The organism is Thalassolituus pacificus, assembly GCF_025318105.1.
Classification (GTDB): Bacteria; Pseudomonadota; Gammaproteobacteria; order Pseudomonadales; family Oceanobacteraceae; genus Venatoribacter; species Venatoribacter pacificus.
In genome coordinates, this window is the sequence record NZ_JAOANI010000014.1 from 496,589 (window position 1) to 520,478 (window position 23,890).

The 23,890-nt window shown below is 53.3% G+C and carries 26 protein-coding genes; 16 read left to right on the top strand and 10 right to left on the bottom strand.

The window, feature by feature from the left end:
- The first annotated feature begins 191 nt into the window (after window positions 1–191).
- From NYR02_RS07040 to NYR02_RS07060, 5 genes are read left to right on the top strand one after another with little or no spacing between them, the layout of a single operon-like run.
- A complete protein-coding gene (locus NYR02_RS07040; protein ID WP_476756255.1) occupies window positions 192–530 on the top strand; it encodes a metalloregulator ArsR/SmtB family transcription factor in 339 nt (112 codons plus the stop codon).
- A gap of 18 nt (window positions 531–548) precedes the next feature.
- Window positions 549–1,013: an arsenate reductase ArsC gene (locus tag NYR02_RS07045; protein ID WP_260975656.1), complete on the top strand. Its 465-nt coding sequence runs from the start codon at window positions 549–551 to the stop codon at window positions 1,011–1,013.
- Window positions 1,014–1,016: 3 nt separating this feature from the next.
- Window positions 1,017–2,048 carry an ACR3 family arsenite efflux transporter gene (gene arsB / locus NYR02_RS07050; RefSeq protein WP_260975657.1) on the top strand — a complete coding sequence of 344 codons (1,032 nt, stop codon included), beginning with the start codon at window positions 1,017–1,019 and terminating at the stop codon, window positions 2,046–2,048.
- A 25-nt stretch (window positions 2,049–2,073) separates the two neighbouring features.
- Complete coding sequence (gene arsH, locus NYR02_RS07055) at window positions 2,074–2,784, top strand: arsenical resistance protein ArsH (protein WP_260975658.1); 711 nt, start codon at window positions 2,074–2,076, stop codon at window positions 2,782–2,784.
- Window positions 2,781–3,320 carry a DUF6942 family protein gene (locus tag NYR02_RS07060; RefSeq protein WP_260975659.1) on the top strand — a complete coding sequence of 180 codons (540 nt, stop codon included), beginning with the start codon at window positions 2,781–2,783 and terminating at the stop codon, window positions 3,318–3,320. The genes arsH and NYR02_RS07060 overlap by 4 nt, the downstream gene beginning before the upstream one ends.
- Before the next feature lie 81 nt (window positions 3,321–3,401).
- Here NYR02_RS07060 and NYR02_RS07065 read toward each other — a convergent pair whose 3' ends face one another.
- On the bottom strand, window positions 3,402–3,605 hold the full coding sequence (locus NYR02_RS07065) for a hypothetical protein (RefSeq protein WP_260975660.1): 204 nt from the start codon (window positions 3,603–3,605) through the stop codon (window positions 3,402–3,404).
- Between the two features lie 257 nt (window positions 3,606–3,862).
- Here NYR02_RS07065 and NYR02_RS07070 point away from each other — a divergent pair, with 257 nt between their 5' ends.
- Complete coding sequence (locus NYR02_RS07070; protein ID WP_260975661.1) at window positions 3,863–4,603, top strand: DUF599 domain-containing protein; 741 nt, start codon at window positions 3,863–3,865, stop codon at window positions 4,601–4,603.
- A gap of 40 nt (window positions 4,604–4,643) precedes the next feature.
- Here the strand turns inward: NYR02_RS07070 and NYR02_RS07075 are convergent, their stop codons facing one another.
- Window positions 4,644–5,441, bottom strand: coding sequence for an alpha/beta hydrolase (locus NYR02_RS07075; RefSeq protein ID WP_260975662.1), 798 nt, complete (start codon window positions 5,439–5,441; stop codon window positions 4,644–4,646).
- 101 nt (window positions 5,442–5,542) lie between these two features.
- Here NYR02_RS07075 and NYR02_RS07080 point away from each other — a divergent pair, with 101 nt between their 5' ends.
- The 4 genes from NYR02_RS07080 to NYR02_RS07095 are packed head-to-tail and all read left to right on the top strand — an operon-like array spanning window position 5,543 to window position 8,302.
- On the top strand, window positions 5,543–6,022 hold the full coding sequence (locus NYR02_RS07080) for a BamJ family beta-barrel-assembly machinery protein (RefSeq protein WP_260975663.1): 480 nt from the start codon (window positions 5,543–5,545) through the stop codon (window positions 6,020–6,022).
- A gap of 5 nt (window positions 6,023–6,027) precedes the next feature.
- Window positions 6,028–6,663 (top strand): hypothetical protein, encoded by a 636-nt coding sequence (locus tag NYR02_RS07085; protein WP_260975664.1) that lies wholly within the window; start codon window positions 6,028–6,030, stop codon window positions 6,661–6,663.
- A gap of 19 nt (window positions 6,664–6,682) precedes the next feature.
- Complete coding sequence (locus tag NYR02_RS07090; RefSeq protein ID WP_260975665.1) at window positions 6,683–7,525, top strand: M90 family metallopeptidase; 843 nt, start codon at window positions 6,683–6,685, stop codon at window positions 7,523–7,525.
- A gap of 24 nt (window positions 7,526–7,549) precedes the next feature.
- A complete protein-coding gene (locus tag NYR02_RS07095) occupies window positions 7,550–8,302 on the top strand; it encodes a substrate-binding periplasmic protein (protein ID WP_260975666.1) in 753 nt (250 codons plus the stop codon).
- 55 nt (window positions 8,303–8,357) lie between these two features.
- On the opposite strand, the gene NYR02_RS07100 is transcribed toward NYR02_RS07095, so the two are convergent.
- Window positions 8,358–8,906, bottom strand: coding sequence for a YaeQ family protein (locus tag NYR02_RS07100; RefSeq protein ID WP_260975667.1), 549 nt, complete (start codon window positions 8,904–8,906; stop codon window positions 8,358–8,360).
- A 470-nt stretch (window positions 8,907–9,376) separates the two neighbouring features.
- Here NYR02_RS07100 and pdhA point away from each other — a divergent pair, with 470 nt between their 5' ends.
- From pdhA to NYR02_RS07115, 3 genes are read left to right on the top strand one after another with little or no spacing between them, the layout of a single operon-like run.
- The gene (gene pdhA, locus NYR02_RS07105; protein WP_260975668.1) at window positions 9,377–10,456 is read left to right on the top strand and encodes a pyruvate dehydrogenase (acetyl-transferring) E1 component subunit alpha; all 1,080 of its coding nucleotides are present in this window, start codon (window positions 9,377–9,379) and stop codon (window positions 10,454–10,456) included.
- Between the two features lies 1 nt (window position 10,457).
- Window positions 10,458–11,483: an alpha-ketoacid dehydrogenase subunit beta gene (locus NYR02_RS07110; RefSeq protein WP_260975669.1), complete on the top strand. Its 1,026-nt coding sequence runs from the start codon at window positions 10,458–10,460 to the stop codon at window positions 11,481–11,483.
- Window positions 11,484–11,529: 46 nt separating this feature from the next.
- A complete protein-coding gene (locus NYR02_RS07115) occupies window positions 11,530–12,720 on the top strand; it encodes a dihydrolipoamide acetyltransferase family protein (RefSeq protein ID WP_260975670.1) in 1,191 nt (396 codons plus the stop codon).
- 139 nt (window positions 12,721–12,859) lie between these two features.
- Here NYR02_RS07115 and NYR02_RS07120 read toward each other — a convergent pair whose 3' ends face one another.
- From NYR02_RS07120 to NYR02_RS07150, 7 genes are all read right to left on the bottom strand, one after another.
- Window positions 12,860–13,348 (bottom strand): P-loop nucleotide/nucleoside kinase family protein, encoded by a 489-nt coding sequence (locus NYR02_RS07120; RefSeq protein WP_260975671.1) that lies wholly within the window; start codon window positions 13,346–13,348, stop codon window positions 12,860–12,862.
- Between the two features lie 75 nt (window positions 13,349–13,423).
- Window positions 13,424–13,888, bottom strand: coding sequence for a 3'-5' exonuclease family protein (locus NYR02_RS07125; protein WP_260975672.1), 465 nt, complete (start codon window positions 13,886–13,888; stop codon window positions 13,424–13,426).
- Window positions 13,889–13,921: 33 nt separating this feature from the next.
- Window positions 13,922–15,862 (bottom strand): putative bifunctional diguanylate cyclase/phosphodiesterase, encoded by a 1,941-nt coding sequence (locus NYR02_RS07130; RefSeq protein WP_260975673.1) that lies wholly within the window; start codon window positions 15,860–15,862, stop codon window positions 13,922–13,924.
- Complete coding sequence (locus tag NYR02_RS07135) at window positions 15,847–16,989, bottom strand: FIST signal transduction protein (RefSeq protein ID WP_260975674.1); 1,143 nt, start codon at window positions 16,987–16,989, stop codon at window positions 15,847–15,849. The genes NYR02_RS07130 and NYR02_RS07135 overlap by 16 nt, the downstream gene beginning before the upstream one ends.
- Before the next feature lie 8 nt (window positions 16,990–16,997).
- Complete coding sequence (locus NYR02_RS07140) at window positions 16,998–17,252, bottom strand: DUF2789 domain-containing protein (protein ID WP_260975675.1); 255 nt, start codon at window positions 17,250–17,252, stop codon at window positions 16,998–17,000.
- A gap of 125 nt (window positions 17,253–17,377) precedes the next feature.
- The gene (locus tag NYR02_RS07145; protein ID WP_260975676.1) at window positions 17,378–18,442 is read right to left on the bottom strand and encodes a fatty acid desaturase family protein; all 1,065 of its coding nucleotides are present in this window, start codon (window positions 18,440–18,442) and stop codon (window positions 17,378–17,380) included.
- A 66-nt stretch (window positions 18,443–18,508) separates the two neighbouring features.
- Complete coding sequence (locus tag NYR02_RS07150; RefSeq protein ID WP_260975677.1) at window positions 18,509–19,585, bottom strand: AraC family transcriptional regulator; 1,077 nt, start codon at window positions 19,583–19,585, stop codon at window positions 18,509–18,511.
- 132 nt (window positions 19,586–19,717) lie between these two features.
- Between NYR02_RS07150 and NYR02_RS07155 the strand changes: the two genes are divergently transcribed.
- The 3 genes from NYR02_RS07155 to NYR02_RS07165 are packed head-to-tail and all read left to right on the top strand — an operon-like array spanning window position 19,718 to window position 23,755.
- The gene (locus tag NYR02_RS07155) at window positions 19,718–21,442 is read left to right on the top strand and encodes an AMP-binding protein (RefSeq protein ID WP_260975678.1); all 1,725 of its coding nucleotides are present in this window, start codon (window positions 19,718–19,720) and stop codon (window positions 21,440–21,442) included.
- A 49-nt stretch (window positions 21,443–21,491) separates the two neighbouring features.
- Entirely contained in the window at window positions 21,492–21,899 is a 408-nt protein-coding gene (locus NYR02_RS07160; RefSeq protein WP_260975679.1) for a hypothetical protein, read from the top strand.
- Between the two features lie 50 nt (window positions 21,900–21,949).
- Window positions 21,950–23,755 (top strand): acyl-CoA dehydrogenase C-terminal domain-containing protein, encoded by a 1,806-nt coding sequence (locus NYR02_RS07165; protein ID WP_260975680.1) that lies wholly within the window; start codon window positions 21,950–21,952, stop codon window positions 23,753–23,755.
- The last annotated feature ends 135 nt before the right edge of the window (window positions 23,756–23,890 follow it).

Sequence of the window (23,890 nt, forward strand, 5' to 3'; positions counted from 1 at the left end):
TAGGGTCGACAGACCCTGGTAACGGCAGCACTTTTTATTATCAGAAGCAGGCAAGTTACCTCTAAAAGCGGGGGAATGTAAGGGCTGGGAAGACCGCTGAAGAGGGCATCCGGGTCAGTAGCTGCGTTTGGTTATTGTATATATGAAAAAACATATATATGATTTTCCAGATATTCTTAATGGTGTGCGTTGTGAACCCGTTAACCCTGTTCAAATGCCTGAATGATGAAACCCGGCTGGTGATGGTGTTGCTGCTGCAACAGCACGGCGAGTTGTGTGTGTGCGATTTAATGGCGGCGCTGGAAGAAAGCCAGCCGAAAATTTCCCGCCATCTGGCGCAACTGCGCACGGCGCAATTACTCAGCAGCGAAAAACGCGGCCAGTGGGTGTATTACCGCCTGCATCCGCAACTGCCTGAATGGGCTGTGCAGGTGCTCGAAACCACACTGACGGCCAATCATGATTTTGTTGCCCCTTACACCAAACGCTGCAGCGCCCTGACTGCGGCAAATTCGTCCTCCTGTTGCTGAGCCTATCCGGATATTTTTATGAAACTTTTATTTGTCTGTACCCATAATCGCTGCCGCAGCATTCTGGCGGAAGCTATTTGCCGTGCTGAAAGCAATGGTGTTTTCGAGGTGCGCAGCGCCGGCAGTCAGCCAGCCGGAGTGGTGTATCCGGGTACGCTGAATTTTCTGCAGCAACAAGGAATCCGCAGCGATGATCTGCGCAGCCAGAGCTGGGATGAATTTGCAGAGTTCGCCCCGGATGTGGTGATTACCGTCTGCGACAGTGCCGCCGGAGAGGCCTGTCCATTGTGGATGGGAAACAGCATCAAAGTGCACTGGGGATTACCTGATCCGTCAAAATTAGCGGAGGCCGAACAGAGCGCGGCTTTTACTCAGGTAGCGGCTGTCTTACGTGAGCGTATCCGTGCGCTCAGCGCCATCGACTGGTCGGATAAAACAGCGGCCGATATTCAGCATGTATTTCAGCAGCAGAGCGGAGTCTGAATCATGGGTGTTTTTGAACGTTTTTTAACCCTGTGGGTGGGCGCCGGTATGGTATTGGGCGTTGTGCTGGGGCTGTTATTGCCTGATCTGTTTGCCAGTATTGCAGCGCTGGAAGTGGCGCGGGTGAATCTGGTAGTGGCGGTATTAATCTGGCTGATGATTTATCCGATGATGATTCAGATTGATTTTTCGGCTATCAAAGACGTTGGCAAAAAACCGCAGGGCCTGCTGCTGACGCTGGTGATTAACTGGCTGATTAAACCGTTCAGCATGGCCTTACTCGGTTGGTTATTTTTTAAAGTGTTTTTCGCCGGTCTGGTCGATGCTCAGACCGCCAGCGAATACATTGCCGGGATGATTCTGCTCGGAGTAGCACCCTGTACGGCGATGGTGTTTGTCTGGAGTCAGTTAACCAAAGGCGATGCCAATTACACCCTGGTACAGGTGTCGGTGAATGATCTGATCATGATTTTTGCCTTTGCGCCGATTGCCGCCTTTTTATTAGGTGTGTCCGATATTCAGGTACCGTGGCAGACACTGTTATTTTCTGTGCTGCTGTATGTCGTTCTGCCATTACTGGCTGGGGTACTGACCCGTCAGTGGCTGTCGTCCGATCATCATAGTGAACGTCTCACTCATTTTATGTCAGCGATTAAACCGTTCTCTGTCCTCGGTTTGATCAGTACTGTGGTGATTCTGTTTGCCCTGCAGGCGCAGACCATTGTCGCCAAGCCTTTTGACATTCTGCTGATTGCTATTCCGCTGATGCTGCAGACTTATGGCATCTTTTTTATCGCCTATTTTATCGCCCGCAGAATGCGTCTGGCGCATAACATCGCTGCGCCTGCCTGCATGATCGGCACCAGTAATTTCTTTGAACTGGCGGTTGCAGTGGCCATCTCGCTGTTTGGTCTGCATTCCGGTGCGGCGCTGGCGACGGTAGTGGGCGTGCTGGTGGAAGTGCCGGTGATGTTATCGCTGGTGGCCTTTGCCAATAAAACCCGTCACTGGTTTCCGGCAACACTTGGTAAATAAAAACAAAGGTGAATGAGGATAAGCAATGAGCGATTTACCGAACCTGATACCGGAGTTATTTAAAGTACCGGCCGCTGACGAATTATTTTCCCGTCAGCCAGCGAGTCATAAGCCGCGGATTCTGCTGCTGTACGGTTCACTGCGCAGCCGTTCGTTCAGCCGACTGGTGGTGGAAGAAAGTGTGCGTTTATTAGAGGCCATGGGGGCAGAAACTCAGGTATTTAATCCCAGTGGTCTACCGCTGCCGGACGACTGCGAAGAGAGTCATCCAAAAGTGCAGGAATTGCGTGAGTTGGTAACCTGGAGTGAAAGCATGGTGTGGTGCTCGCCGGAACGCCACGGTGCCATGACCGGCATTATGAAAGCACAGATTGACTGGATTCCGCTGAACATCGGTGCGGTACGGCCAACCCAGGGTAAAACGCTGGCGGTGATGCAGGTCTGTGGCGGTTCGCAGTCGTTTAATGCCGTGAATCAGATGCGTGTGTTAGGGCGCTGGATGCGGATGCTGACTATCCCTAATCAATCATCAGTGGCCAAAGCCTGGGCGGAGTTTGATGATAATGACCGTATGAAACCGTCGCCATATTACGACCGCATTGTCGATGTGCTGGAAGAGTTAGTGAAATTCACGCTGTTAACCCGCGATCGCAACGATTACCTGCTTGACCGTTATTCCGAGCGCAAAGAAAGCGCAGAGGAATTAATGAAACGGGTTAATCAACGCTCAATATGAATAACCATCGTATAGGCCTCGGCGACGACAACGCCGGTATTCAGGTATTTATCGCCAACCGTCCGCCGCTGGCGGAATACCAGCAGCTGCAAACAATGCAGCCGCTGAAGCGCGGGGATATTGCCCGTATCGCCAGCGAAACCGGCAACCACTGGCGGAAAATATTTAATGTCTATGCCAAGCTGATCTTTGCCTTGCAGCAGGCCGGTATTAACGGAGATAACAATCAGGAAGTGTCTGGTTTTACACGCTGGCAGGATCTGCGCGATCAGCAGTTATTGCAGGCGGGCAGTGGACAGGCATTGTTATTTTCTCCGCCATCGCTGAGCCCTGATAGCACCAAAATCCGTTTATTACTGGCTAAAGGCTATGCCCAGACTCTGGGTTTAAACGCAGAACTGATCTGGCTGGATAATGACTTCGCGCTGCATAAAGCGTCAGGGCTGGTGCTGTGCCCGTATTTTGATTACCGCCAGTTATCGGACAGTAAAATTCAGCGTTTGGTTGACTGGTTAAAACAGAGAGCGGAGCGGTGAGAAGGTCAGAACGGAGCGATAAGCCGTTCGGGTAGAGGGGTAAGTTGTTCAGGTAGAGGGTCGTGTAGAGAGGTAAGCCACTCAGGCAATGATGGCAAATAACAGGCAATAAAAAGGGGAGCTGTTGCCCCCCTCACGCATTGCCTTGTTCAGTTGCCGTTTGGCCTGATTACGTTTGGCCTTAGTGGTGCTTTCGTGAACACCGCCTTTGCGCATAATGGCTGCACAGGCATGCAGGTTACGCCGAACTGGCTGGCCAGCCAGGGCATTGGATTTTTTGCTCATATCTGTCTCCGCTGTGTTATTGATCAGGACTTTTCTGTTCAGATCTTTAGACGGCAGTTGCTGCCGCAGCGCTATGATTGCAGAAAGCCGCTGCAGTTCAATCGTTATCTTTATAAAAACAGAACTTTCCTGCCAGTCCGTCTGGCTCACTGGTAGAACTACTTAGTTTGGCTTGCGGTACGGGTGTATTCATACCGGGCGTTAATCCGGTTATGCTGACGCATCTTGGTTCTGTTATTTATCTGGAGCGCGGCTGAATGTCGGAAATTGGCTTAATTAACTGGCTCAGCCTGGCCTGGTTTATCGGTTGCTGGGTGGCGTATACCCAGTTTGCCAAGTACAAGGCGAAAACATCGGCCTCTCTGTCGTCTGTTTTGCATGTGCATCGTATTAACTGGATGAGACGATTGCTGCAGCGTGAAGTACGGGTGGGCGATGCTGCATTGTTGGCTAACCTTGAGCGCAACGTGAATTTTTTTGCCTCTTCGTGTGTACTGATTCTGGCGGGTCTGCTCACAGCGTTAACCGCCGTCGATAAAGTTGAGGGCATGTTGTCCGGAGTCTCGTTCGCGGTGGTCGATACCCTGCTGGCACTGGAACTGAAAATTCTGACCTTAATTGGCGTGTTTATTTACGCCTTCTTCACTTTTACCTGGTCGATGCGTCAGTTTGGCTTTGCCTCGGTACTGGTTGGTGCGGCACCGCTACCGGGTGATGACTCGGTGACCGCTGCAGAGCGTCGCAGTTTTGCGATTTATGGTGCCAAAATCATTGATCAGGCCAGCCGCAGTTATAACTACGGGTTGCGTTCCTTTTACTTTTCGCTGGCGATTCTTACCTGGTTTATTCACCCCTGGGCCTTTGTCGCTGCTGCTGCGCTGGTTGTGGTGGTGCTGTATGAGCGGGAGTTTTTATCCAATTCGCTGGAAGCCCTGAAAAAAGTGGAAAACGTGGGTGACAAAGTATTTAAGGACGATAAAGAACTGTCGCGTTACTAAAGTTCTATTCATTAAAAAAACGCCGCATCTGCGGCGTTTTTTATGTGTTCTGCCCGTGCGTCTGCTCAAGCCATTCTGCAATATCTGCGGCAATGGTTTGCCAGCCAGGCTCAGCAATCAGCCAGTGAGCATGGTTAGGGTAGCAGCGATACTCTGCCTGGTCGTAACGGTTGGCGACTTTCTTATTAATGGCGGCGGGGGTTATATGATCGTCGGCGCCAGATATCACCAGCATCGGCTGTCGCACTTTGCGGTTATCAACCTGGCTGGCCTTATTCCGGTCAAGCAACCAGAAACCAATTTCGAAGGCGGCACGGCCGCTTTCATAACGCATTTGCTGATAAGCATCCTGTGCTGCGTCATCCGGCAGGCGATTAAACAGGGCATAACGTGCCGCCGCCGGAGAGAGTTTGTTCGGTTTTTTCCAGAATCCCCAGCGTGTCATTACACTAAAGAAACTGCGCACAACGGAGGCCGTCAGGCCATGTACCCCCGCCGGGGATGCCGGGCACAACAATACCGCAGAAACTGCCAATTGGCGCGCACACAGTATTTGCGCCAGCAATCCACCCATTGAGTGACCGATCAGAATCGGCTGCTGGGGCAGCGTACGGATAAAGGCTTCCAGATCGGCGGCATAGTCGAGCAGGCTGAGTCGGCCAAGCGCTGTGCTTTCGTTGTTCTTAATATCATGCAGCCGTAATGCCGGTAGATGGCAGTGGTAGCCGCGCTCGGTGAAAAATTTCCGGTAGGGCTCAAACACCTCTGGCCCGCACCACATGCCGTGAATAAAAACGATGGGTGGGCGCGGTTCTGCTGCGCTGTGAACGGTTGGCATGGTGATATTCCTGTTATTCGACCGAAGGTCATTAAACGGCATGGTACTGATGCCGTCCAGTCGCTAGAATGCCCGATTATTTTATTGCTCCGGGAGTTCGTATGCTCAATATTTTGCTGGTAGTGATCATTGCAGGTCTGTTGTTCTATGCATTACGTCGTGCCGGTATGGGCAGTGGCAAAAGCGCGGTTGAGAATGTCGCAGCGGGTGCTGAATTTCTGGCGGACAATAAAAAGCAGGATGGCGTAAAAGAAACCGCATCCGGTCTGCAATATCTGGTACTGAAACCGGGTACTGGTGAAAAACACCCGGGGCCGCGTGACCGCGTGCTGGTGCACTATCACGGCACCTTGCTCGATGGTTCTGTATTTGACAGTTCTGTGGAACGTAATGAGCCCATTGCCTTTGGTCTGAATCAGGTTATCCGCGGTTGGACGGAAGGCTTACAACTGATGGTAGAGGGCGAAAAAACGCGCTTATTTATTCCGGCCGAGCTGGCTTATGGTAATCAGCGTGCGGGGTCTATTCCGGGCGGTTCGTTACTGATATTTGATGTTGAATTATTAAAAATCGAAGGTTGAAGTTGATGAGAAAAGGATTTCGTAGCGTTTTACTCTGCCTGCTGCTGGCCGGGGCTTCCGGGCTGCAGGCAGAAACCTCACGGGAATTTCGTGCCACTCATAATGTTGGCATTGACGCAGCATTGTCAGTGCTGTCGCTGCCTTTTCCCGGTGCCAAAGGCGCCGCGCTGAATATTAACCTCAGTGACCAGTGGCAGCTGGGGCTGTCGTATATGAACAGCGGTTTTGAGGTGAATTTTTCTAAATTGAAACTCGCCGGATTTAAAGAGCGCCATGCCGGTCTGTTATTGCGCCGTTTTTTTGGCAACAGTTTCAATCTTAGCGGTGGTTATGTTTACCGCACCAATGAAGTTTATCTCGACCCTGAAGTGTATGGCTTTCCGTTGAGTGAGCACGGAGTGCGCAGCGAAGCTTATGCCCATATGGCGCAGCTGAGCATTGCCAACCACTGGCAGCAGGGGCCATGGACACTGGCCGTTGATTGGCTGACGCTGGTGATGCCGGTATCGGGCGAGGTAACCCGCTCGTCTGCCGAACTGGCGGATGAAAATCAGCGTGACGATGTCCGTCAGGCCGAAAACGTACTCACCTGGTATCCCAATATGGCCGTGTCAACGCTGCGCCTCGGATACATGTTCTGAACAACAAGGAAAATACACAATGTGGCAGTGGCTGTTAAATAAACTGGCAATCTGGGCGAAGCCCGAGGTTAAAGCATTACCTGTCTGGCAGCCTGAGTGGTCCGGCTTTTTAGCGGCTCGCGTGGCGTTTTATCAGCGCCTGGATGAACCGCAGCGTCGGGAGTTTGAACGGCGCTGTCAGTTGTTTCTGGCCACAACTGCGGTTGAGGGTGGGGTTGATGTTGAAGTAACCGATGAAGATCGCTTGCTGGTTGCCGCCAGTGCTGTCATTCCGGTTTGGGGGTTTCCGGGCTGGCATTATTTTAATGTGCGGGCCGTGTTCTTATTACCGGCGGCGTTTAATGCGGAGTTTCAGTGTGGCGCCCCGGATTCGCGTATTACCGGTATGGTCGGTACCGGGCCGATGGTGGGGAAGGTGGCTCTGAGCAAGCCGGATTTACACGCCGGATTTGCCAATCAAAAAGACAAGCACAATGTGGGTATCCATGAGTTTGTGCACCTGGTGGATATGGCCGACGGTGCGCTGGATGGTTTTCCTGAGCGCCTGGAAAATTATCGTACCAGCGATGCCTGGTTCAGTCTGGTGCAGCAAAAAATTGGTGAAATGGAGCAGGACAGAACTGGCATACCGGAATACGGTGCGACCAATCAGGTTGAGTTTTTTGCCGTGGCATCAGAATACTTTTTTGAACGGCCGCAACTGCTGAAAAAGAAACACCCACAGCTTTATGGGTATCTGAGTGATTTTTATCAGCAGAATCTGGCCGATCTTCAACAGGATGCCGCGCCGCATAAAAACAGTCCGTGCCCCTGTGGCAGTGGTAAAAAATATAAGCGTTGCTGCATGCCGGCAGGGCGTTAGTAACCCTGCGGATTCTGATGTAGCATGAGCCTTTATTCCTTTCATGGACGGGTTATGCGCACAGGCCGGTTACTGCTCGCAATGTATGCTTTATTGCCGCTGCTGCTGGTGATGCCGGCACAGAGCGAGCCTATTCGCATGGGCACCTTTGCCATTCCATTGATGGTGGAGTCGGAAAATCGCGGCGTTTTTATCCGTCTGGCGGAAGCGGTTGCCGAAGAAGCCGGACAGGAATTAAACATTGCATTGTTTCCGACCCAGCGCGTGCGGGAAGAGTTCGTAGAGCGTCATCTGGATGTGATTTTTCCGGCGATCGACGTCTCTATGAACTCGCCGTACCTGGCAACAACCGCCGTTTACAGTAAACGTATTTTTGCTTTTACCCGCACCGCTGATCCGCGGGTTTTAAAAGCCACAGATATGGCCGGAAAACGTGTCGGTTATACCGCCGGGTTCAGTTATTCCGACGATGTGTTGTCTGTCGCCGGAGCCAGCTATCAGAGCACGATCACCGATCCGCAGAATATTAAAAAACTGTTGGCGGGACGTATCGACGTATTTATCGGTGATGAGCGTTCCGCGCTGCGGGCCATTGCAGAGCAACAGGCTGACGATCTGGTGCATTACGAGCGTACACAGCCGCTGAGTGAACATCCGGTTTTTTTCGCTTTTCAGCGTACTCCGCGCGGTAGTGAATTACATCAGCGCTTTAATCAGGCGCTGGCCAGAATGGCCGCCGACGGACGTCTGGCAGCCATTCTTAATCAGACACGCTGAACTCTCTCAACGCTTAATTGTTCTTCGTCCTCACTCTCCCTGACGCTTACTTTCCTCAGCGCTTATTTTCTCGCAGTACCGTCATGCCAATTTCAATGGTCTGGCTGCTATCACCCAGCCACAGCATGCCATCCTGAATGCTGGCCTGCAGACGCATGGTGCGGCCCGTCAGTTGTTGCAGTTGCTCGATGGCGGCCGCATCAAAATCCACCACCTGCAGGTTATTAAAACGCTGACAGCTGTTTTCAACCTGTTGCCACCAAAGTTGAGAAGCGCGCCCGTGGTAGCCATAAATAATGACTTGCTTCGCCCGGTTACAAGCTTTGCGGATGCGTTTTTCATCGGGCTGGCCGAGTTCAACCCACAGATCAATTTCATCGCTCAATGAATGCGCCCATAAGTCCGGCTCGTCATCGGTGCTCAGGCCTTTGGTAAATTCCAGTTGCTCGCTGGCATTGAGGGTAAAGGCTGCGAGGCGAACCATCATCCGCTCGGTGGTTTCAGACGGATGCTGGGCAATGGTCAGGTTGTAGGTCTGATAATGGTGCCGATCCATATCGGATACATTTAACTCGGCTTTAAAAATGGTTGCTTTCAGCGCCATGGGACTCGTTGCCAGAAAAAATAAGTGCGTACTCTAATGGTTTCGTCTGCCGACGGCTATGGTTTGGCAGGACGGGGCTCTGCGCACTTATATTCGATCATGATATTTGCGTTCGCTCTGCTTAGTTTAAAGCGGTCTTTTGCCTTTCTGCCCGAGCGTTTCTCAGCTACATATTCAGAGATGCTTTAAACATGTTCGTTTTGCCACAAGCAGAATGGCATTTGCCCTGAATGGGCGACGCTCAGGCCAAAAGCCGGAGGTGCTGAATGTCTCGTCAAACCGTTTTCCGCCCCCGACGGGGATGGATCTGTCTTTGCTGTTATTTCATTCGCAGCGCCTTTGCTGCCAGCGCGCTGCCTGTGCGCCTGCTCACGTCTTCTTCAGACGCGGCAGCGACCGATATTCTGATAAGTACAAAACCCCTAACGGACGTAAGCCTGATGAGCGTCTGACTGACGGAGGAAAATGCTATGGCGGATATTCCTGCTATTGATCCCGGCGCTATGGTGCAGTACCTGGGCTGCGATGGTGTTCCCGTAGGTGACGTTCCCCTTTGGGCACGTGAGTTTGAGCCGTTATTACGGGCCTATGAGTGGATGATGCTGACACGCCTGTTTGATCAGAAGGCGGTGGCATTGCAGCGTACCGGCCAGCTCGGCACCTTTCCATCCTCTGTCGGCCAGGAAGCCATTGGCGTTGCCTGTGGTCTGGCGCTGGAAGCGGAGGATGTGTTTGTGCCGTATTACCGCGACCACGCCACGCAGCTGATTCGTGGTGCGGCGATGCATGATTTGCTGCTGTACTGGGGTGGCGATGAGCGCGGCAGTCATGCGGGTCCGGCGCAGGATTTACCGGTATGCGTCCCTATTGCCAGCCAGTGTGGTCATGCAGTGGGTATTGCTGCCGCGCTGAAAATCCGCCAACAGCCGCAGGCGGTGCTGTGCACACTGGGGGATGGTGCAACTTCCAAGGGCGATTTTCTTGAGGCCCTGAATCTGGCGGGCACCTGGCATTTGCCGGTGGTGTTTGTCATCAACAACAACCAATGGGCAATATCGGTACCGCGCGCCGCACAATGTGGTGCGCCGACGCTGGCGCAAAAAGGCTGGGGTGCCGGTATACACAGTGTGCAGGTCGATGGTAACGACATCATCGCGATGCTGGATGTAGTCACCGTAGCACTGGAGCGGGCGCGCCATCGTAAAGGCCCCACCCTGATTGAAGCCGTTAGTTACCGCCTTGGCGATCACACTACCGCTGACGATGCCAGCCGCTACCGTACCGATGATGAAGTCAAAGCCGCCTGGAGCCGGGAACCGCTGCTGCGTTTGCGTCAGTTTCTGACCTCGCAGGGGGCCTGGAGCGAAGCCATGGATGCGCATTGGCAGGATCATTGCCAAACCGTCGTGAGTAAGGCGGTAGAGCAGTATCTGGCAACGCCGGCACAGGCAGCAGAAGCGATGTTTGATCACTTATACGCGGAATGGCCCCCAGCGCTGGATGAGCAACTCGATGTGTTTGCTGCGCGCATGGCCGCACGGGAGGTGTGATATGACCAACAAAACCACAACGGGAGTATCCACCGGCGTGCCCGAATCCCACGATCTGACATTGGTAGAGGCCGTCAATCTGGCCTTGGCGCGGGCCATGACCGAAGACCCTGACGTTGTGCTGCTGGGGGAAGATATTGGCCTTAACGGCGGAGTATTCCGCGCCACACAGGGGCTGCAGCAACAGTTTGGCTGCGAGCGGGTAATGGATACGCCACTGGCTGAAGCCCTGATTGCCGGTACGGCCATTGGCATGGCCTCGCAAGGTCTGAAACCGGTCGCCGAAATTCAGTTTATGGGGTTTATTTTTCCGGCCATGGAACAGCTGGTGACCCACGCAGCAAGGTTGCGCAATCGCACCCGCGGGCGGTTGCATTGTCCGCTGGTGGTGCGTGCGCCGTTTGGCGGTGGCATTCATGCGCCTGAACATCATTCCGAGAGTACCGAGGCTTTATTTGCGCATATTCCGGGTCTGCGGGTGGTGATTCCATCATCCCCCCGGCGGGCTTATGGCCTGCTGCTGAGTGCGATTGATAACCCCGATCCGGTGATTTTTCTCGAACCCAAGCGCCTTTACCGCGCACTGAAGCAACCGCTGAGTGACGACGGTGCTCGTCTGCCACTCGATACCGTTTTTATTCTGCGCGAAGGGCATGACATCACGCTGGTCAGTTGGGGGGCCTGCATTCAGGAAACACTGGCCGCAGCGCAGGAACTGGCGCAGCGCGGTATCAGCGCAGAAGTGATCGATGTGGCGACGGTCAGTCCGCTGGATATGGACAGCATCCGCGCCTCGGTCGAAAAAACCGGGCGCTGTGTGATCATTCACGAGGCCGCCCGCAGCGGTGGAATCGGTGCCGATATTTCAGCCCGGCTGAGCGAACAGAGTCTCGATTTATTACAGGCTCCGGTGATCCGGGTGACAGGATTTGATACGCCAATGCCGTATTTCCGTCAGGAGTTGTTGTATCTGCCGCAGGTGGCCGACATTGTTGCCGCAGCCGGGCAATGCATGAGCTACCGTTAAATTGGTAACAAAAAAATCTCTAATGGCCGGTAAATCAGGAGTGTGTATGCGTTATTTTCGCTTGCCCGATTTAGGTGAAGGTCTGGCCGATGCCGATATTGTGGAGTGGCACGTAAAAGCCGGAGACAGCGTTGCGCTTGATCAGCTGTTGTTGTCGGTTGAAACCGCCAAAGCCATTGTTGAATTACCGTCCCCCTGTGCGGGTGTGGTCAGCCACTGTTTTGGTGAGCCCGGCGATACCGTCAATACCGGCGAGCCACTGGTGGAGTTTGAACAAAGCGCAGCGGCAGAAGACGATAGCCAGGCCACAACATCGGACAAAACACCGGTTAAAGCTGCGGATAATGGCTCGGTGGTGGGCGAAATGCCGGTTGCCCGTGAGCGCAGTGAAGATCATTTTGTGATTGGCCAGGGCGGTCAGGGCAGCAGCGCTGACCGGGTGCGGGTCACGCCCAGTGTGCGGGCGTTGGCACGGCGTCTGACTGTGGATATTCAGCAAGTCAGCGGCAGCGGTCCGGATGGCCGGATTACGGCCGACGATGTGGAAAAGGCCAGCCGTCTGGATCAGCAACTGGGGCAGGGCGAACGTCTGACCGGCGTGCGTAAAAGCATGGCCCGGGCCATGGCTCTGGCCCATGCACAGGTGGTGCCGGTCACCCTGTTTGATGAAGCCGATGTGTCGCACTGGGATGCCGATGAAGATGTCAGTATCCGGCTGGTGCAGGCCATTGCCGCCGGTTGTGCTGCGGTGCCGGATTTAAACGGCTGGTTTCATGGCGATGAGCAGCATCAGCAGATGACCCGGCGCTTGATCAGCCAGATTGATCTGGGCATTGCGGTCGATACCGCGCAGGGCTTATTTGTACCGGTGTTACGCGACGTGGGTTCACGTGGTGCTGATGATCTGCGCGCCGGGCTTGACCGTCTGAAGGCCGATGTTCGTGCGCGTACCATTCCGCCTCAGGAAATGCAGGGTGCAACGATTACCTTATCGAATTACGGCGCCATTGCCGGCCGTTACGGCACACCGGTGGTTGTGCCGCCAACCATGGCCATTCTGGGCGCCGGACGAGTGCTGGAAAAACCGTTGTGTGCGATGGGAGAATTGTTTGCCGGTAAAGTGTTACCACTGTCACTGACCTTTGATCATCGTGCGGTTACCGGTGGCGAGGCCAGTCGTTTTTTAGCGGCGGTTATTACCGACCTGCAGAAAGAACCGGATCTGATTGATCGTTAATTGCGATTTTTTCGTGTTGCGTTCTGCTTGCTCTGACGTAATCGCCCGGCAGTGCAGACGCTGGTATTCAGGTATAAAAAATGGCCACGGTTCCGATGGCCATTGTTTATGTTTTTAGTCCGGTATCTGTATTTGGTCTTTAATTCTGCAGCCATTCCAGAATAAAACCTTCCTCTTCTGTCGGTAGCTGAAAGAACTGACTGAGTTGATAAAAGGTTGCTTCGTTATCAAAGGCAGCACGTTGCGGTTGTTCGTTACGGCGTTGAGCAAGCTGCTGCAGGCAACGTTCGTCGCTGTGATTCAGGCAAATTAAACGGTGCTGGCACTGGCTGCGGTTAATGATGTCTTTAAACCAGTGGCGCTGCTCAATCGTGTTGCCAGGAAAGTCGAGAATCAGTGTCAGGCCACTTTTTAACAGCAGGCTGATATGTTCGCTTAGAATATTCTTCAGCTGTGCTGAACAGCGCAGATAATCCTTTATAGTATGGATTTGTTGCGGATAAAGAGTAGCAAGCCATTCATCTTCTGAGATCAGAATGGCGCTGTCTTTCCGGGCTAATTGTTGTGCATACGTGGATTTTCCCGCCCCCATTTTTCCGCAGAAAAAAATCAGCGTTCCCGCACCCATGAGTCTCTCCTGTTAAGTCTGGTGATTATCCGGTTTTATCAGGAGGGGAGCTGGCTGGCAATCACATCAGGCTGCTTAGCCGTTGTGACCGGCGTGTTCCTGTGCCCAGGCCAGCAGCATACGGTGAACCCGTTCGTCGCAGGGCAGATGGTGCAGTTCGCTTTCATCCAGCGCGTTAGTATCCTGCCATTCATCACGGCAGTCGCTGATTTCAATACTCAGGTCACGGCTGCAGGCGTCATACAGTTTTTCCAGCAGTTCGGTTACCCGTGCGGTGTCATCGGCGAACAGATAAGGCTGTTCCAGATCGTGTTCCAGCTCACGCATCACTGACCAGGCGGTTTCTCCACGCTGATACAGCGTATCCGGTGTGATACCGTGCAGATCCTGCAGGCTTATATCCCAGTCGTCCCAATCATCTTCCGGCTGAACCAGTGTGGTTTTAATCTGGCCATCGGACTGTGACCAGGCAATGGCAACCGGGTGGGCGTGTTCTTCAAACGAACTGCCGTCGATGGCAATAAATTGCGGATATTTCACAATGGCCTCACAGGATTCAGAGAAGCGGCGAATCTACTCAGATGCACCGGGTTTGGCAAGAGCAGAAGGCCGTACCGGGTTCAGCTGAAAATAATGTCGCGCGGTATCACCGTTGACCGGACGGCCATAAAAGTAGCCCTGCGCCAGATCGCAGCCGCTGTCGATGAGGAAATTGGCTTGCTCAATGGTTTCAATGCCTTCGGCGACAATCAGTTTATTCAGCTGTTTACCGAGGGTTATGATGGTGTTGGCGATGGCCCGGTCGGCACTGCTGGTGCTTAAGTCGCGGACAAAAGCACGATCAATTTTGATCGCATCCACCGGTAATGTTTTCAGATAATTTAACGATGAGAAGCCGCTGCCAAAGTCATCCAGATAAACAAACACGTCGTGGGCACGGAAATATTCCAGCACGCCCCGGGCGCTGACCAGGTCCTGCATCAGCAGGCTTTCGGTAATCTCTACGGAAATCATGGACGAGGGAATACCGTAAGAGCGGATGGTGTCGACAATGTCTTCATGAAAACCGGGAATCAGAAACTGACGCGGCGACAGATTGATGCTGATATTGCTCTCATAGCCTTCATTCAGCCATGAGCGCGCCTGGCGGCAGGCTTTTTCAATCACCAGCTGGCCTATTTGCGCAATCATGCCGGATTCTTCGGCGATATGAATAAAGCTTTCCGGTGGCACAAAGCTGCCATCCGGCCGTTGCCAGCGCAGCAACGCTTCAAAGCTGTGCAGCTGGCCGGTGCGGATGCCGCGGACACTGTTCTGCAGAAATACTTTGGGCTGGTAATGCAGTTCGAGCAGGTCTTGCTCGATGGCTTTGCGCAGTTCGGTTTCCATTTGCAGGCGGTGCTGGGCGATGCGTTCCAGTGACGGCGTAAAAAAGTGGAAACAGTTTTTGCCATTGGCTTTAGCGCGATACATAGCAATGTCGGCGTTACGCATCAGCAGGCCGGGTTCTTCACCGTCGTTCGGATACATGGCAATCCCGATGGAGGCTCCAACAAAGAAACTGCGCTGTTCCAGTTCGACCGGTGGCATCAGAGCTTCGAGCATCGCATCGGCGCGTTGCAGCACTTCGTCCTGACCGTTGATATCATCCATGATAACCACAAACTCATCACCGCCTACCCGGGCAAGTGTATCCTGCACTTTTATTGCTTGCTGCAGCCGTTGCGCAACTTCGATCAGCAGCTTGTCGCCACAGGCGTGGCCAAGACTGTCGTTGATGGTTTTAAAGCCATCAAGGTCGATGTAACACAACGCAATGCGCAAATGCTGCGCCTGAGCCCGGTGAATACTCAGCTCCAGCCGGTCCTGCAGCAGCACGCGGTTGGGCAAACCGGTGAGGCTGTCATGCTGAGCCTGATAGGTAATGGTTTCTTCTTTTTCGCGGATTTCGCTGATATCGCGCAGCATCCAGATATAGCCGGCGACCGGGTGCTTGACCGCATACACTTCCAGCCAGCCCCCTTTGCGCATGGGGTAGATACGGTGGCTGCCCTGTTCATTGCGATGCATTTCTTTGAGTTGATCGTAAAGCTGTTCACCTTCAAATAACTGCAGAAAAGAATTGCGGAATAATTCAGCACCATTCATTTGACTGATGCGCTCTTCGTTCAGTCCCATTAAGAAAAGATAGTGTTTGTTGACGGCGATTGGCCGGTCATCATTGGCGCTGACGACCAGAATGCCTTCTTTGGAGGCATTCAGCGTGGCATCCAGAATTTCATAGGAGGCTACAAGATCAGACTGGGCTTTTTGCTGTTCAAGCAGGTGCTGGCTCAGACGTTGATTACGCTCCAGCAGTTCTTCTGCCGTTAACGCCAGCGAGCGCTCCAGCATTTCCCGGTCGACATCGGCCTGTTCGTAGGCATCACTGATGGCCTGCAACAGCGGCCTGAAGGCTTCCGGGACGGTGCCCTGATGATGGCGTTTTAACTGTCGTTTCAGCAGTCGATGCATGCCGTGTGCTCGGTAAATGTAGTAATGGTCAGGGTCTGATTGTGCAGGCTGCATTTACCGACGCCGCAGTTAGGAGCAATTTCTCCGTAGGAGTAAAAACCGCTGACCGGTATGGATGCGCCCAGTGTTTCACTGAAGGCCTCCAGCTCTTCGTCGATTAGCTGTTGCATAATGGCCCGCCGACCGACGCAGCTGATCAGCAGGGCAAACTCCGGCACATCCTGACTTTGCTGGCTGATCTGCTCACAGGCGGTATGAGCGCCATCAATCAGCCGGTCGACGTTGGCACGCATTAATTGTGCATAGTGCTGCTCGGGGATGTCTGCGCCAAACAGCAGGCAGCGTTCCTGCCAGTCGATACCCAATACTGAGCAGACGACGGGGTCGTTGTCATCGCCCGAGATCAGCAGTGGAAAGCGTAATCCCGATGCCGGTAACTGTTGGGCGTAGTCACCCAGATATTTCTCATACAGATCCAGTGCGCAAATTCCGTCAAGTTCATACAGACGGTTGCCTTGTGCGCGGGTAATCCGGCGTCTGGGGCCAAACGGATCCCAGCCGCCGTAGCTGCCACAACGAACCTGCAGATGCTGGCCGTAAAAACCAATACCACAGACATGGTGGCTGAAACGGCCATCGACGGTATACAGCCAGGTATGGCGAAAGCGTTCACCATCGGCAGCAATGCCACCGGAAATTCGGCTGAAAGGGGCCAGTGTCTGGTTTAACCCGGCGACCAGCTGGCTGCCATTTACGCTTATGCCGTTGGCGAACACCAGAAGATGCCGCAGATCATCCTGTCGCAGTTGCTGTGCGACCCGGGCACCGGCCTGATAACTGTCAGCCATGCCGTTAACGCTTTCGGTCACCAGTTGTACCCGGGTATGCGCAAAGCGCAGGACGGTGAGCACCGTGCTGTTATCGAGCACCCGCTGCTGCTGAATTTCACCGCTGCTTGAACAGCCGCATAGCGGTGTTGCTGGGAAGAGCTGTGTCAGGTTATGGATGGCAGCGGTGGGGTCGGCCGAGGTGAACAGCAATAACAGGTCGGCCTGTCCTGTGGGCAGAGCAGGTGACCAATGTGGTGGGACGCTGTCAGCACACCAGAGATGTTGGCTTACTTGCATAGCAGCAGTCAGCTTGGCCGGATATCGGCTTCATGGCGCAGCAGGCTGTCGAGTGTGTCGATCACTTCGGCCCAGTCGGCGTCCTGAGCCAGTGACTCACGCAGAAAAGCTTGTTGTGACGGATTAAAGAATTCGAGCTCGGCCAGTTTGGTGTTGTCGGCAACCGGCTTGTGCTGCTCGATAAAGTCAGCGATTTTCTGGTCGGAGTTGGGCAGACCAAGCTGCGCAAACAGGCCGTTAAGGCTGTGCACCGGCGATTCCATAAGCATACCTCTGAATATGAGTGTGTTTCTGGTAAAGCGCTGATTTATCTGAGAAATCAGAGCTCCACATTACTCATTGTTCAGTCTAGCAGGTCAGCGCTTGTGTGTCGGTCAGTCTGCAGGCTTCAGTCATATCGGCCAAGCTGGTGCAGATGGCAGTAGTGGCCTTTCAGGGCCGCCCAAAGGCTTGGGTAGCTGCGGATAGGATGACCCTGAGCGCTGCAGGATGCTTGCAGCAGTTGATGCAATGCCGGGTAATGAACATGGCTGACGCGGGGGAATAAATGATGCTCTACCTGAAAATTCAGACCGCCCAATGCCCAGGTCAGAAAGCGATTCTGAGTGGCAAAATCAACCGTCGTGCGCAGTTGGTGAGCAGCCCATTCATCGGACATGGCGCCGTTTGCATCGGGTTGCGGAAATTCGGCCTGATCAACGATGTGCGCCAGTTGAAATACAACGGCGAACAGAAAACCGAGCACCGCATGCATCAGTAAAAAACCGGTGATCACCGTGCTCGTATCCGACAGGCTCAGGGGCAGGGCGATATAAACCAGCAGATAAAGCAGTTTACTCGCCCAGAATTCAACATGATCGGTTAGCGACAGGCGCTGACTGAAGCCCCGCTGGGCGATTTTCTGGCGGAAATAGGCTTTGTAATCCAGTGCGAAAAACCAGAACAGGCTGGTCAGTGTATACAGCAACCAGACATAAATATGCTGGTAACGGTGAAACCAGAAACGTCGCTGGTGCGGGCTCATACGAAACAGCCCCAGAGCATCGATGTCTTCGTCCACATCATCGACGTTGGTAAAACTGTGGTGATTACGGTTGTGTTTTTGTGCCCAGTAAAAGCGGTTACTGCCGATCAGATTAAAGGTGAGGGCTGCTAAGCGATTCAGGCGGCGTGAACCACTGAATGACTCGTGGGCACCGTCGTGCATGACATTAAAACCGACCAGGGCGGTGGCAATACCATGAATAAACCAGGCGATCAGACTCCAGGGCGACGGCAGCAACAGCAGGGCGGCGTAGCTGCTGCTGAACAACAGCAAAATAACAACGGCTTTACGGAACAGACGGCGGTCACCGCTTTTGGCGATGTTCTGCTGCTGGAAATACTGGTTAACCTGAGTCGACAGCTGCTGATAAACCGGGCGCTGACCGGGGGAGAAATGAACCTGATTCATGATTTATTATGATTGTTATGGTTGCCGCCATGCTACCTGAGTTTGAGGCTTTGTAAAACGCCCGTCTCAGGAGGGTGGGTTTTCAGTCATGCTTTCTTCTGTCACTTGAGCGGGATACTGCTCCCGCGCTCTCTTGCGAAAGGCGCGCGGCGACTCTCCCAGCCAGCGGCGGAAAGCGCGGCCAAAGTTAGACGGATCGTTGTAACCCAGCTGGTGGGCGATATCTTCCACCGAAGTATTGGTTTCCAGCAGCAGGTGCAGTGCCTGCTCGCGCCGGGCTTCATCAATAATGTTCTGGTAGGTGGTATTCAGCTGCGCCAATTGACGGTTGATGGTGCGCGGGCTGGAGTTCAGGGTTTTGGCCATAACCGTCAGCGTCGGGTAGGCATCCATACGGTCAAGGAGACGGCGTATCTGTGTGACCAGATCCTGGCCACGATCAAGCTCCGCCAGTTGCTTTTCACATTCGGCTTCGGCCATGCGCCGGGCAGTATTGTTGGCGGTGGATACCGGTGTATCCAGTAACCAGGCCGGAATGCAGAGCTGGTTATGCGGCTGGTTAAACATCACCGGAATACCCAGAATGCCTTCGTAACAGGAGGCCGGCCGAACGGCAATATCGGTAAATTTGGCCACCGCGGTTAACTCTTCGCTGTTCTGGGTAAGAAAGCGGGAAATGGTCACCAGTGTCGAAATAATGTTCTGCACGACAAAGCTGAAGGTGCTGGGCATCGCCGCCAAACGGTTGATCTGAATAATGGCGGTATCGTGGTCGTTAATAAAACGGATATCCGCCAGCAGAGTGCGGGTGCGGGCGTAACGGATGGCCAGAGACAATGCCTGACCCAGTGTATCGCTGGCCATAATGGCAAAGCCCAGAAAACCGTGGCTGGATATGTTCATGCGCTTGCCATGCTCAAGCCCCAGTAAGGGGTCGCCGCTCAGGGCAAGGGCGTTCTCGACCACCTTGTGATACTGCAGCGGCGAAATAAATTCCTGTGCCGATGCCAGTGTCTTACCACTCAGGCCTGTGCCCTGTGCTAACTGCGAGGTATTGATTCCCTGCTGAGCCAGTAATTCGATTAATTGCGACAGATATTCGGTACCGATAAATGCGCGGCTGGCAGCGGATGAGTGTGACATAGTGGGCGGAAAATTTTGCGTGGCGTGTTATGACCGGAAGCATGTCACGTTTTCCTCTTTAACTCAACGCGGCTTTCGGTCATAGTTTTGGCCATTAAAAAAACAAAAACCTGAATTCTGAAGGGGAACCCTGTGGAAGCATCTTTCTGGGACGGCAAGCGCGCACCTGGTGTTACGGATCAAATCGATCTGAATCAATACAATGCAGTAGTGGAAGTGGTGGAAAGCGCTTTTCAGCGTTACGCCGACCGCGACGCTTTTACCAGCATTGGCTACACCCTGACGTATCGTCAGATCGACGAATACAGTGCCGCGTTTGCAGCCTATCTGCAAAATCACACCAGTCTGCAACCCGGCGATCGTATCGCTATTCAGATGCCGAACATTCTGCAATTTCCGATTGCGATGTACGGTGCTCTGCGTGCCGGCATGATTGTGGTGAATACCAACCCGTTGTACACCGAACGGGAAATGCTGCATCAATTTAACGATTCAGGTGCGAAAGCGCTGGTGTGCATGGATGTGTTCGCCAAATCTGTGCAGAACATCCGCGCCGAAACCGGTCTCAAGCATATTATCGTGACCAGTCTGGCCGATATGCTGCCGTTCCCGAAGCGTACGCTGATCAATGCGGCTGCTAAATACGTGAAGAAAATGGTTCCGGCTTACAGCCTGCCGGATGCGGTTCCGTTCCGTAAGGCATTGTCGCAGGGCGCTAAGTTCGGTGGTTTTGTTGCCAACTACATCAAGAACCCGAACGACACGATTATTTTGCAATACACCGGTGGTACCACCGGTGTGGCCAAAGGCGCAGAACTGACCAACCGCAACCTCGTTGCTAATATGATGCAATCTCGCGCCATGCTCAGCCAGATTGACCCGACAACCGGTCAGCAGATTAAACCGGATACCGGAGTAAAGGTGGTGGCACCGCTGCCGCTTTACCACATTTACTCGTTTACCGTGCATCTGATGGCGCTGTTTGAAACCGGTGATCACAGCATCCTGATTGCCAACCCGCGTGATGCCAATATGTTTGTGCGCATGATCAAGCCGCACCAGCTGACCGGCTTTATTGGTCTGAATACGCTGTTTGTCTCGCTGCTGAACCATCCTGAATTTAAAAACTGTGACTTCAGCCAGCTGAAACTGACCCTGTCGGGTGGTACGGCGCTGGTGGAAGATACGGCCCGTCGCTGGAAAGAATTGACCGGCTGCGGCATTTCTGAAGCCTATGGTTTAACCGAATGCTCTCCGGCGGTGTGTATGAATCCATCCGGTGGTCTGGAGCAAATGGGCACCGTGGGTCAGGCTGTTCCCGGTACCGCACTGAAATGTATCGACCCTGACGGCAACGAAGTGGCTGTGGGCGAGCGCGGTGAGCTGTGCGTGAAAGGCCCACAGGTCATGAAAGGTTACTGGAATCGTCCGGAAGCGACGACCGACAGCTTTACGCCGGATGGCGAATGGCTGCGTACCGGTGACGTTGCTGTGATTGACGAAGATGGTTTCGTCAAAATCGTTGACCGCATTAAAGATATGATTCTGGTGTCTGGCTTTAACGTCTACCCGAATGAAATTGAAGATGTGGTGGCCATGCACCCGGCGGTTGAAAACTGTGCGGCTATTGGTGTGCCAGACGAAAAAACCGGTGAAGCGGTTAAGCTGTTTGTGGTGGCAACCGATGCCAACCTGACCGTAGAAGAAATCAAGAAACACTGCCGCGAAAATATGACCGCCTATAAAGTGCCGCGTCATGTTGAGTTCCGCAGCGAATTACCGATGACTCCGGTCGGTAAAATTCTGCGTCGTGAGCTGAAGGATGAAGAAGCAAAAAAGCAGGCTGAGCCAGCCTGACCGGCTCATACCCTGAATAAAAAAGCCCGCGCCTGATGCGGGCTTTTTTATGTCTGCCATCCATGGCAGCCACCCTGCGGGCCATTGCTGTGCAATGTTGATCAACGCTCCCGGCGTTGATGCTATGTCTGCCATCCATGGCAGCCACCCTGCGGGCCATTGCTGTGCAATGTTGATCAACGCTCCCGGCGTTGATGCTATGTCTGTCATCCATGGCAGCCACCCTGAGGGCCATTACTGTGCAATGTTGATCAACGCTCCCGGCGTTGATGCTATGTCTGCCATCCATGGCAGCCACCCTGCGGGCCATTGCTGTGCAATGTTGATCAACGTTCCCGGCGTTGATGCTATGTCTGCCATCCATGGCAGTTACCCAAGTGACGGACAGGCGCGGCCGTGTAGCCAATGGCGCTGGGGCTGGCTGTTGCCAAAATCGCCGCACATTTTTACCCGTTAGCGGGCAGTCCATTATTGCCCTGAGTTCCGCGTTATTCTGAGGATGTGCAAATGATTCAGTACAAGGCTCCACTTAAAGATATTCAGTTTCTGATTAACGATGTATTCGATTTTCAGTCTCACTACAAAACCATTCCCGGTGGCGACGAAGCCACACCGGAAATGGTTGATGCCATTCTGACCGAAGCGGCACGCTTCAGTGAAGAGGTGGTGTCCCCGCTGTATCAGAGCGGCGACGACGGTTGTGTGTGGAAAGATGGCGAAGTCACCACACCGAAAGGCTTTAAAGAAGCGTATGGTCAGTACGTGGAAGGCGGCTGGCAGGGCATGTCGGCACCGGTTGCTTACGGTGGGCAGGGTCTGCCGCTGTCGCTGGGTGTGATCAAATCTGAAATGATCGGCACGGCTAACTGGGTGTGGGGAATGTATCCGGGGCTTTCTCTGGGGGCGATGAACACCATTTATATGCACGGTACGGAAGAGCAGAAGCAAACCTTTCTGCTGCCGATGACCGAAGGCCGCTGGGCCGGCACGATGTGTCTGACTGAACCACAGTGCGGTACAGATCTGGGGCAGGTTAAAACCAAGGCCGAACCCAATGGTGATGGCAGTTACAACCTGACCGGCACCAAAATTTTTATTTCTTCCGGTGAACACGATCTGACCGAACAGATTGTTCACATTGTTCTGGCACGTCTGCCGAATGCACCGGAAGGTACGAAAGGTATTTCGCTGTTTATTGTGCCTAAATTCCACGTCAATGCCGACGGCTCGCTGGGTGATCGCAATCCGGTGGTCTGTGGCTCTATCGAAGAGAAAATGGGTATTCATGGCTCATCCACCTGTGTGATGAACTTTGATGCCGCGAAAGGTTTCCTGATTGGGCCAGAGCATAAAGGCCTGATGTGCATGTTTACCTTTATGAACACCGCCCGCATTGGTACCTCGATTCAGGGGGTTGGTGCTGCCGAATTATCGTTCCAGGGCGCGTTGCCTTATGCCAAAGACCGCCGTTCCATGCGCTCACTGAGCGGTACTAAGCATCCGGATAAAGTGGCTGACTCGCTGATTGTGCATCCCGATGTGCGTCGTATGTTGCTGACACAGAAGGCCATTGCTGAAGGTGGCCGGGCGATGCTCTATCATGCGGCCCGTCTGGCTGACTTTATGATGGCGGCCCACGACCGTGGTGATAAAAAAGGCTATGACCAGTTTGACGATAAACTGGGTTTCCTGACGCCTGTTCTGAAAGCCTTCCTGACTGAGCTGGGCTACGAAGCGGCTAATCACGGCGTACAGGTTTACGGGGGGCATGGCTTTATCAAAGAGTGGGGCATGGAACAGATTGTCCGTGATACGCAGATTGCCAAGCTGTATGAGGGCACCACCGGCGTGCAGGCACTGGATCTGCTGGGGCGTAAAATTCTGTTGGGCAAACTGAAATCGTTTAATGAATTCCGTGCTGAAGTAACGGCCTTTATTAAAACCCATGAAAACCGTGCAGAAATGAAACCGCTGATCAAGCAGCTGAAGCGTTACATGCTGCAGTGGCGCATTAACACATTCCGCGTGGCCTACAAGGCTTCTAAAAACCGCGATATGGTGGGTGCGGCTTCCGTTGATTATCTGATGTTCTCCGGTTACGTCATGATGGCTTTTTTCTGGGCACAGATGGCGGATAAAGCTTACACCGGCATGAAATCCGGCAAAGGTGACCGTGATTTCTATCAGGCGAAAATTCATACCGCAGAGTTTTACTTTGACCGCCTGCTGCCGCGCGCGAAAGGTCATGCGAAAATGATGCTTAAGGATCCTAAAACGCTGATGCAGATGAAAGAAGAGCACTTCGCTTTCTGATATTTAGGAAGCACTAAAAAGCCCGGCGATGCCGGGCTTTTTTATGGGTTGTGTCTCGTCCTGAATAGAGTTGACACTTTCCAACCCCAAAAACAGGAAAGTGTGATGTTATCAACCTCCAAGCGAACCCAGCGA

Coding starts and splice junctions, on each gene's coding strand:
- NYR02_RS07045 (WP_260975656.1), top strand. CDS start 549: ATGAAACTTTTATTTGTCTGTACCCATAATCGCTGCCGCAGCATTCTG.
- arsB (WP_260975657.1), top strand. CDS start 1,017: ATGGGTGTTTTTGAACGTTTTTTAACCCTGTGGGTGGGCGCCGGTATG.
- arsH (WP_260975658.1), top strand. CDS start 2,074: ATGAGCGATTTACCGAACCTGATACCGGAGTTATTTAAAGTACCGGCC.
- NYR02_RS07060 (WP_260975659.1), top strand. CDS start 2,781: ATGAATAACCATCGTATAGGCCTCGGCGACGACAACGCCGGTATTCAG.
- NYR02_RS07065 (WP_260975660.1), bottom strand. CDS start 3,605: ATGAGCAAAAAATCCAATGCCCTGGCTGGCCAGCCAGTTCGGCGTAAC.
- NYR02_RS07070 (WP_260975661.1), top strand. CDS start 3,863: ATGTCGGAAATTGGCTTAATTAACTGGCTCAGCCTGGCCTGGTTTATC.
- NYR02_RS07075 (WP_260975662.1), bottom strand. CDS start 5,441: ATGCCAACCGTTCACAGCGCAGCAGAACCGCGCCCACCCATCGTTTTT.
- NYR02_RS07080 (WP_260975663.1), top strand. CDS start 5,543: ATGCTCAATATTTTGCTGGTAGTGATCATTGCAGGTCTGTTGTTCTAT.
- NYR02_RS07085 (WP_260975664.1), top strand. CDS start 6,028: ATGAGAAAAGGATTTCGTAGCGTTTTACTCTGCCTGCTGCTGGCCGGG.
- NYR02_RS07090 (WP_260975665.1), top strand. CDS start 6,683: ATGTGGCAGTGGCTGTTAAATAAACTGGCAATCTGGGCGAAGCCCGAG.
- NYR02_RS07095 (WP_260975666.1), top strand. CDS start 7,550: ATGAGCCTTTATTCCTTTCATGGACGGGTTATGCGCACAGGCCGGTTA.
- NYR02_RS07100 (WP_260975667.1), bottom strand. CDS start 8,906: ATGGCGCTGAAAGCAACCATTTTTAAAGCCGAGTTAAATGTATCCGAT.
- pdhA (WP_260975668.1), top strand. CDS start 9,377: ATGGCGGATATTCCTGCTATTGATCCCGGCGCTATGGTGCAGTACCTG.
- NYR02_RS07110 (WP_260975669.1), top strand. CDS start 10,458: ATGACCAACAAAACCACAACGGGAGTATCCACCGGCGTGCCCGAATCC.
- NYR02_RS07115 (WP_260975670.1), top strand. CDS start 11,530: ATGCGTTATTTTCGCTTGCCCGATTTAGGTGAAGGTCTGGCCGATGCC.
- NYR02_RS07120 (WP_260975671.1), bottom strand. CDS start 13,348: ATGGGTGCGGGAACGCTGATTTTTTTCTGCGGAAAAATGGGGGCGGGA.
- NYR02_RS07130 (WP_260975673.1), bottom strand. CDS start 15,862: ATGCATCGACTGCTGAAACGACAGTTAAAACGCCATCATCAGGGCACC.
- NYR02_RS07135 (WP_260975674.1), bottom strand. CDS start 16,989: ATGCAAGTAAGCCAACATCTCTGGTGTGCTGACAGCGTCCCACCACAT.
- NYR02_RS07140 (WP_260975675.1), bottom strand. CDS start 17,252: ATGGAATCGCCGGTGCACAGCCTTAACGGCCTGTTTGCGCAGCTTGGT.
- NYR02_RS07145 (WP_260975676.1), bottom strand. CDS start 18,442: ATGAATCAGGTTCATTTCTCCCCCGGTCAGCGCCCGGTTTATCAGCAG.
- NYR02_RS07150 (WP_260975677.1), bottom strand. CDS start 19,585: ATGTCACACTCATCCGCTGCCAGCCGCGCATTTATCGGTACCGAATAT.
- NYR02_RS07160 (WP_260975679.1), top strand. CDS start 21,492: ATGTCTGCCATCCATGGCAGCCACCCTGCGGGCCATTGCTGTGCAATG.
- NYR02_RS07165 (WP_260975680.1), top strand. CDS start 21,950: ATGATTCAGTACAAGGCTCCACTTAAAGATATTCAGTTTCTGATTAAC.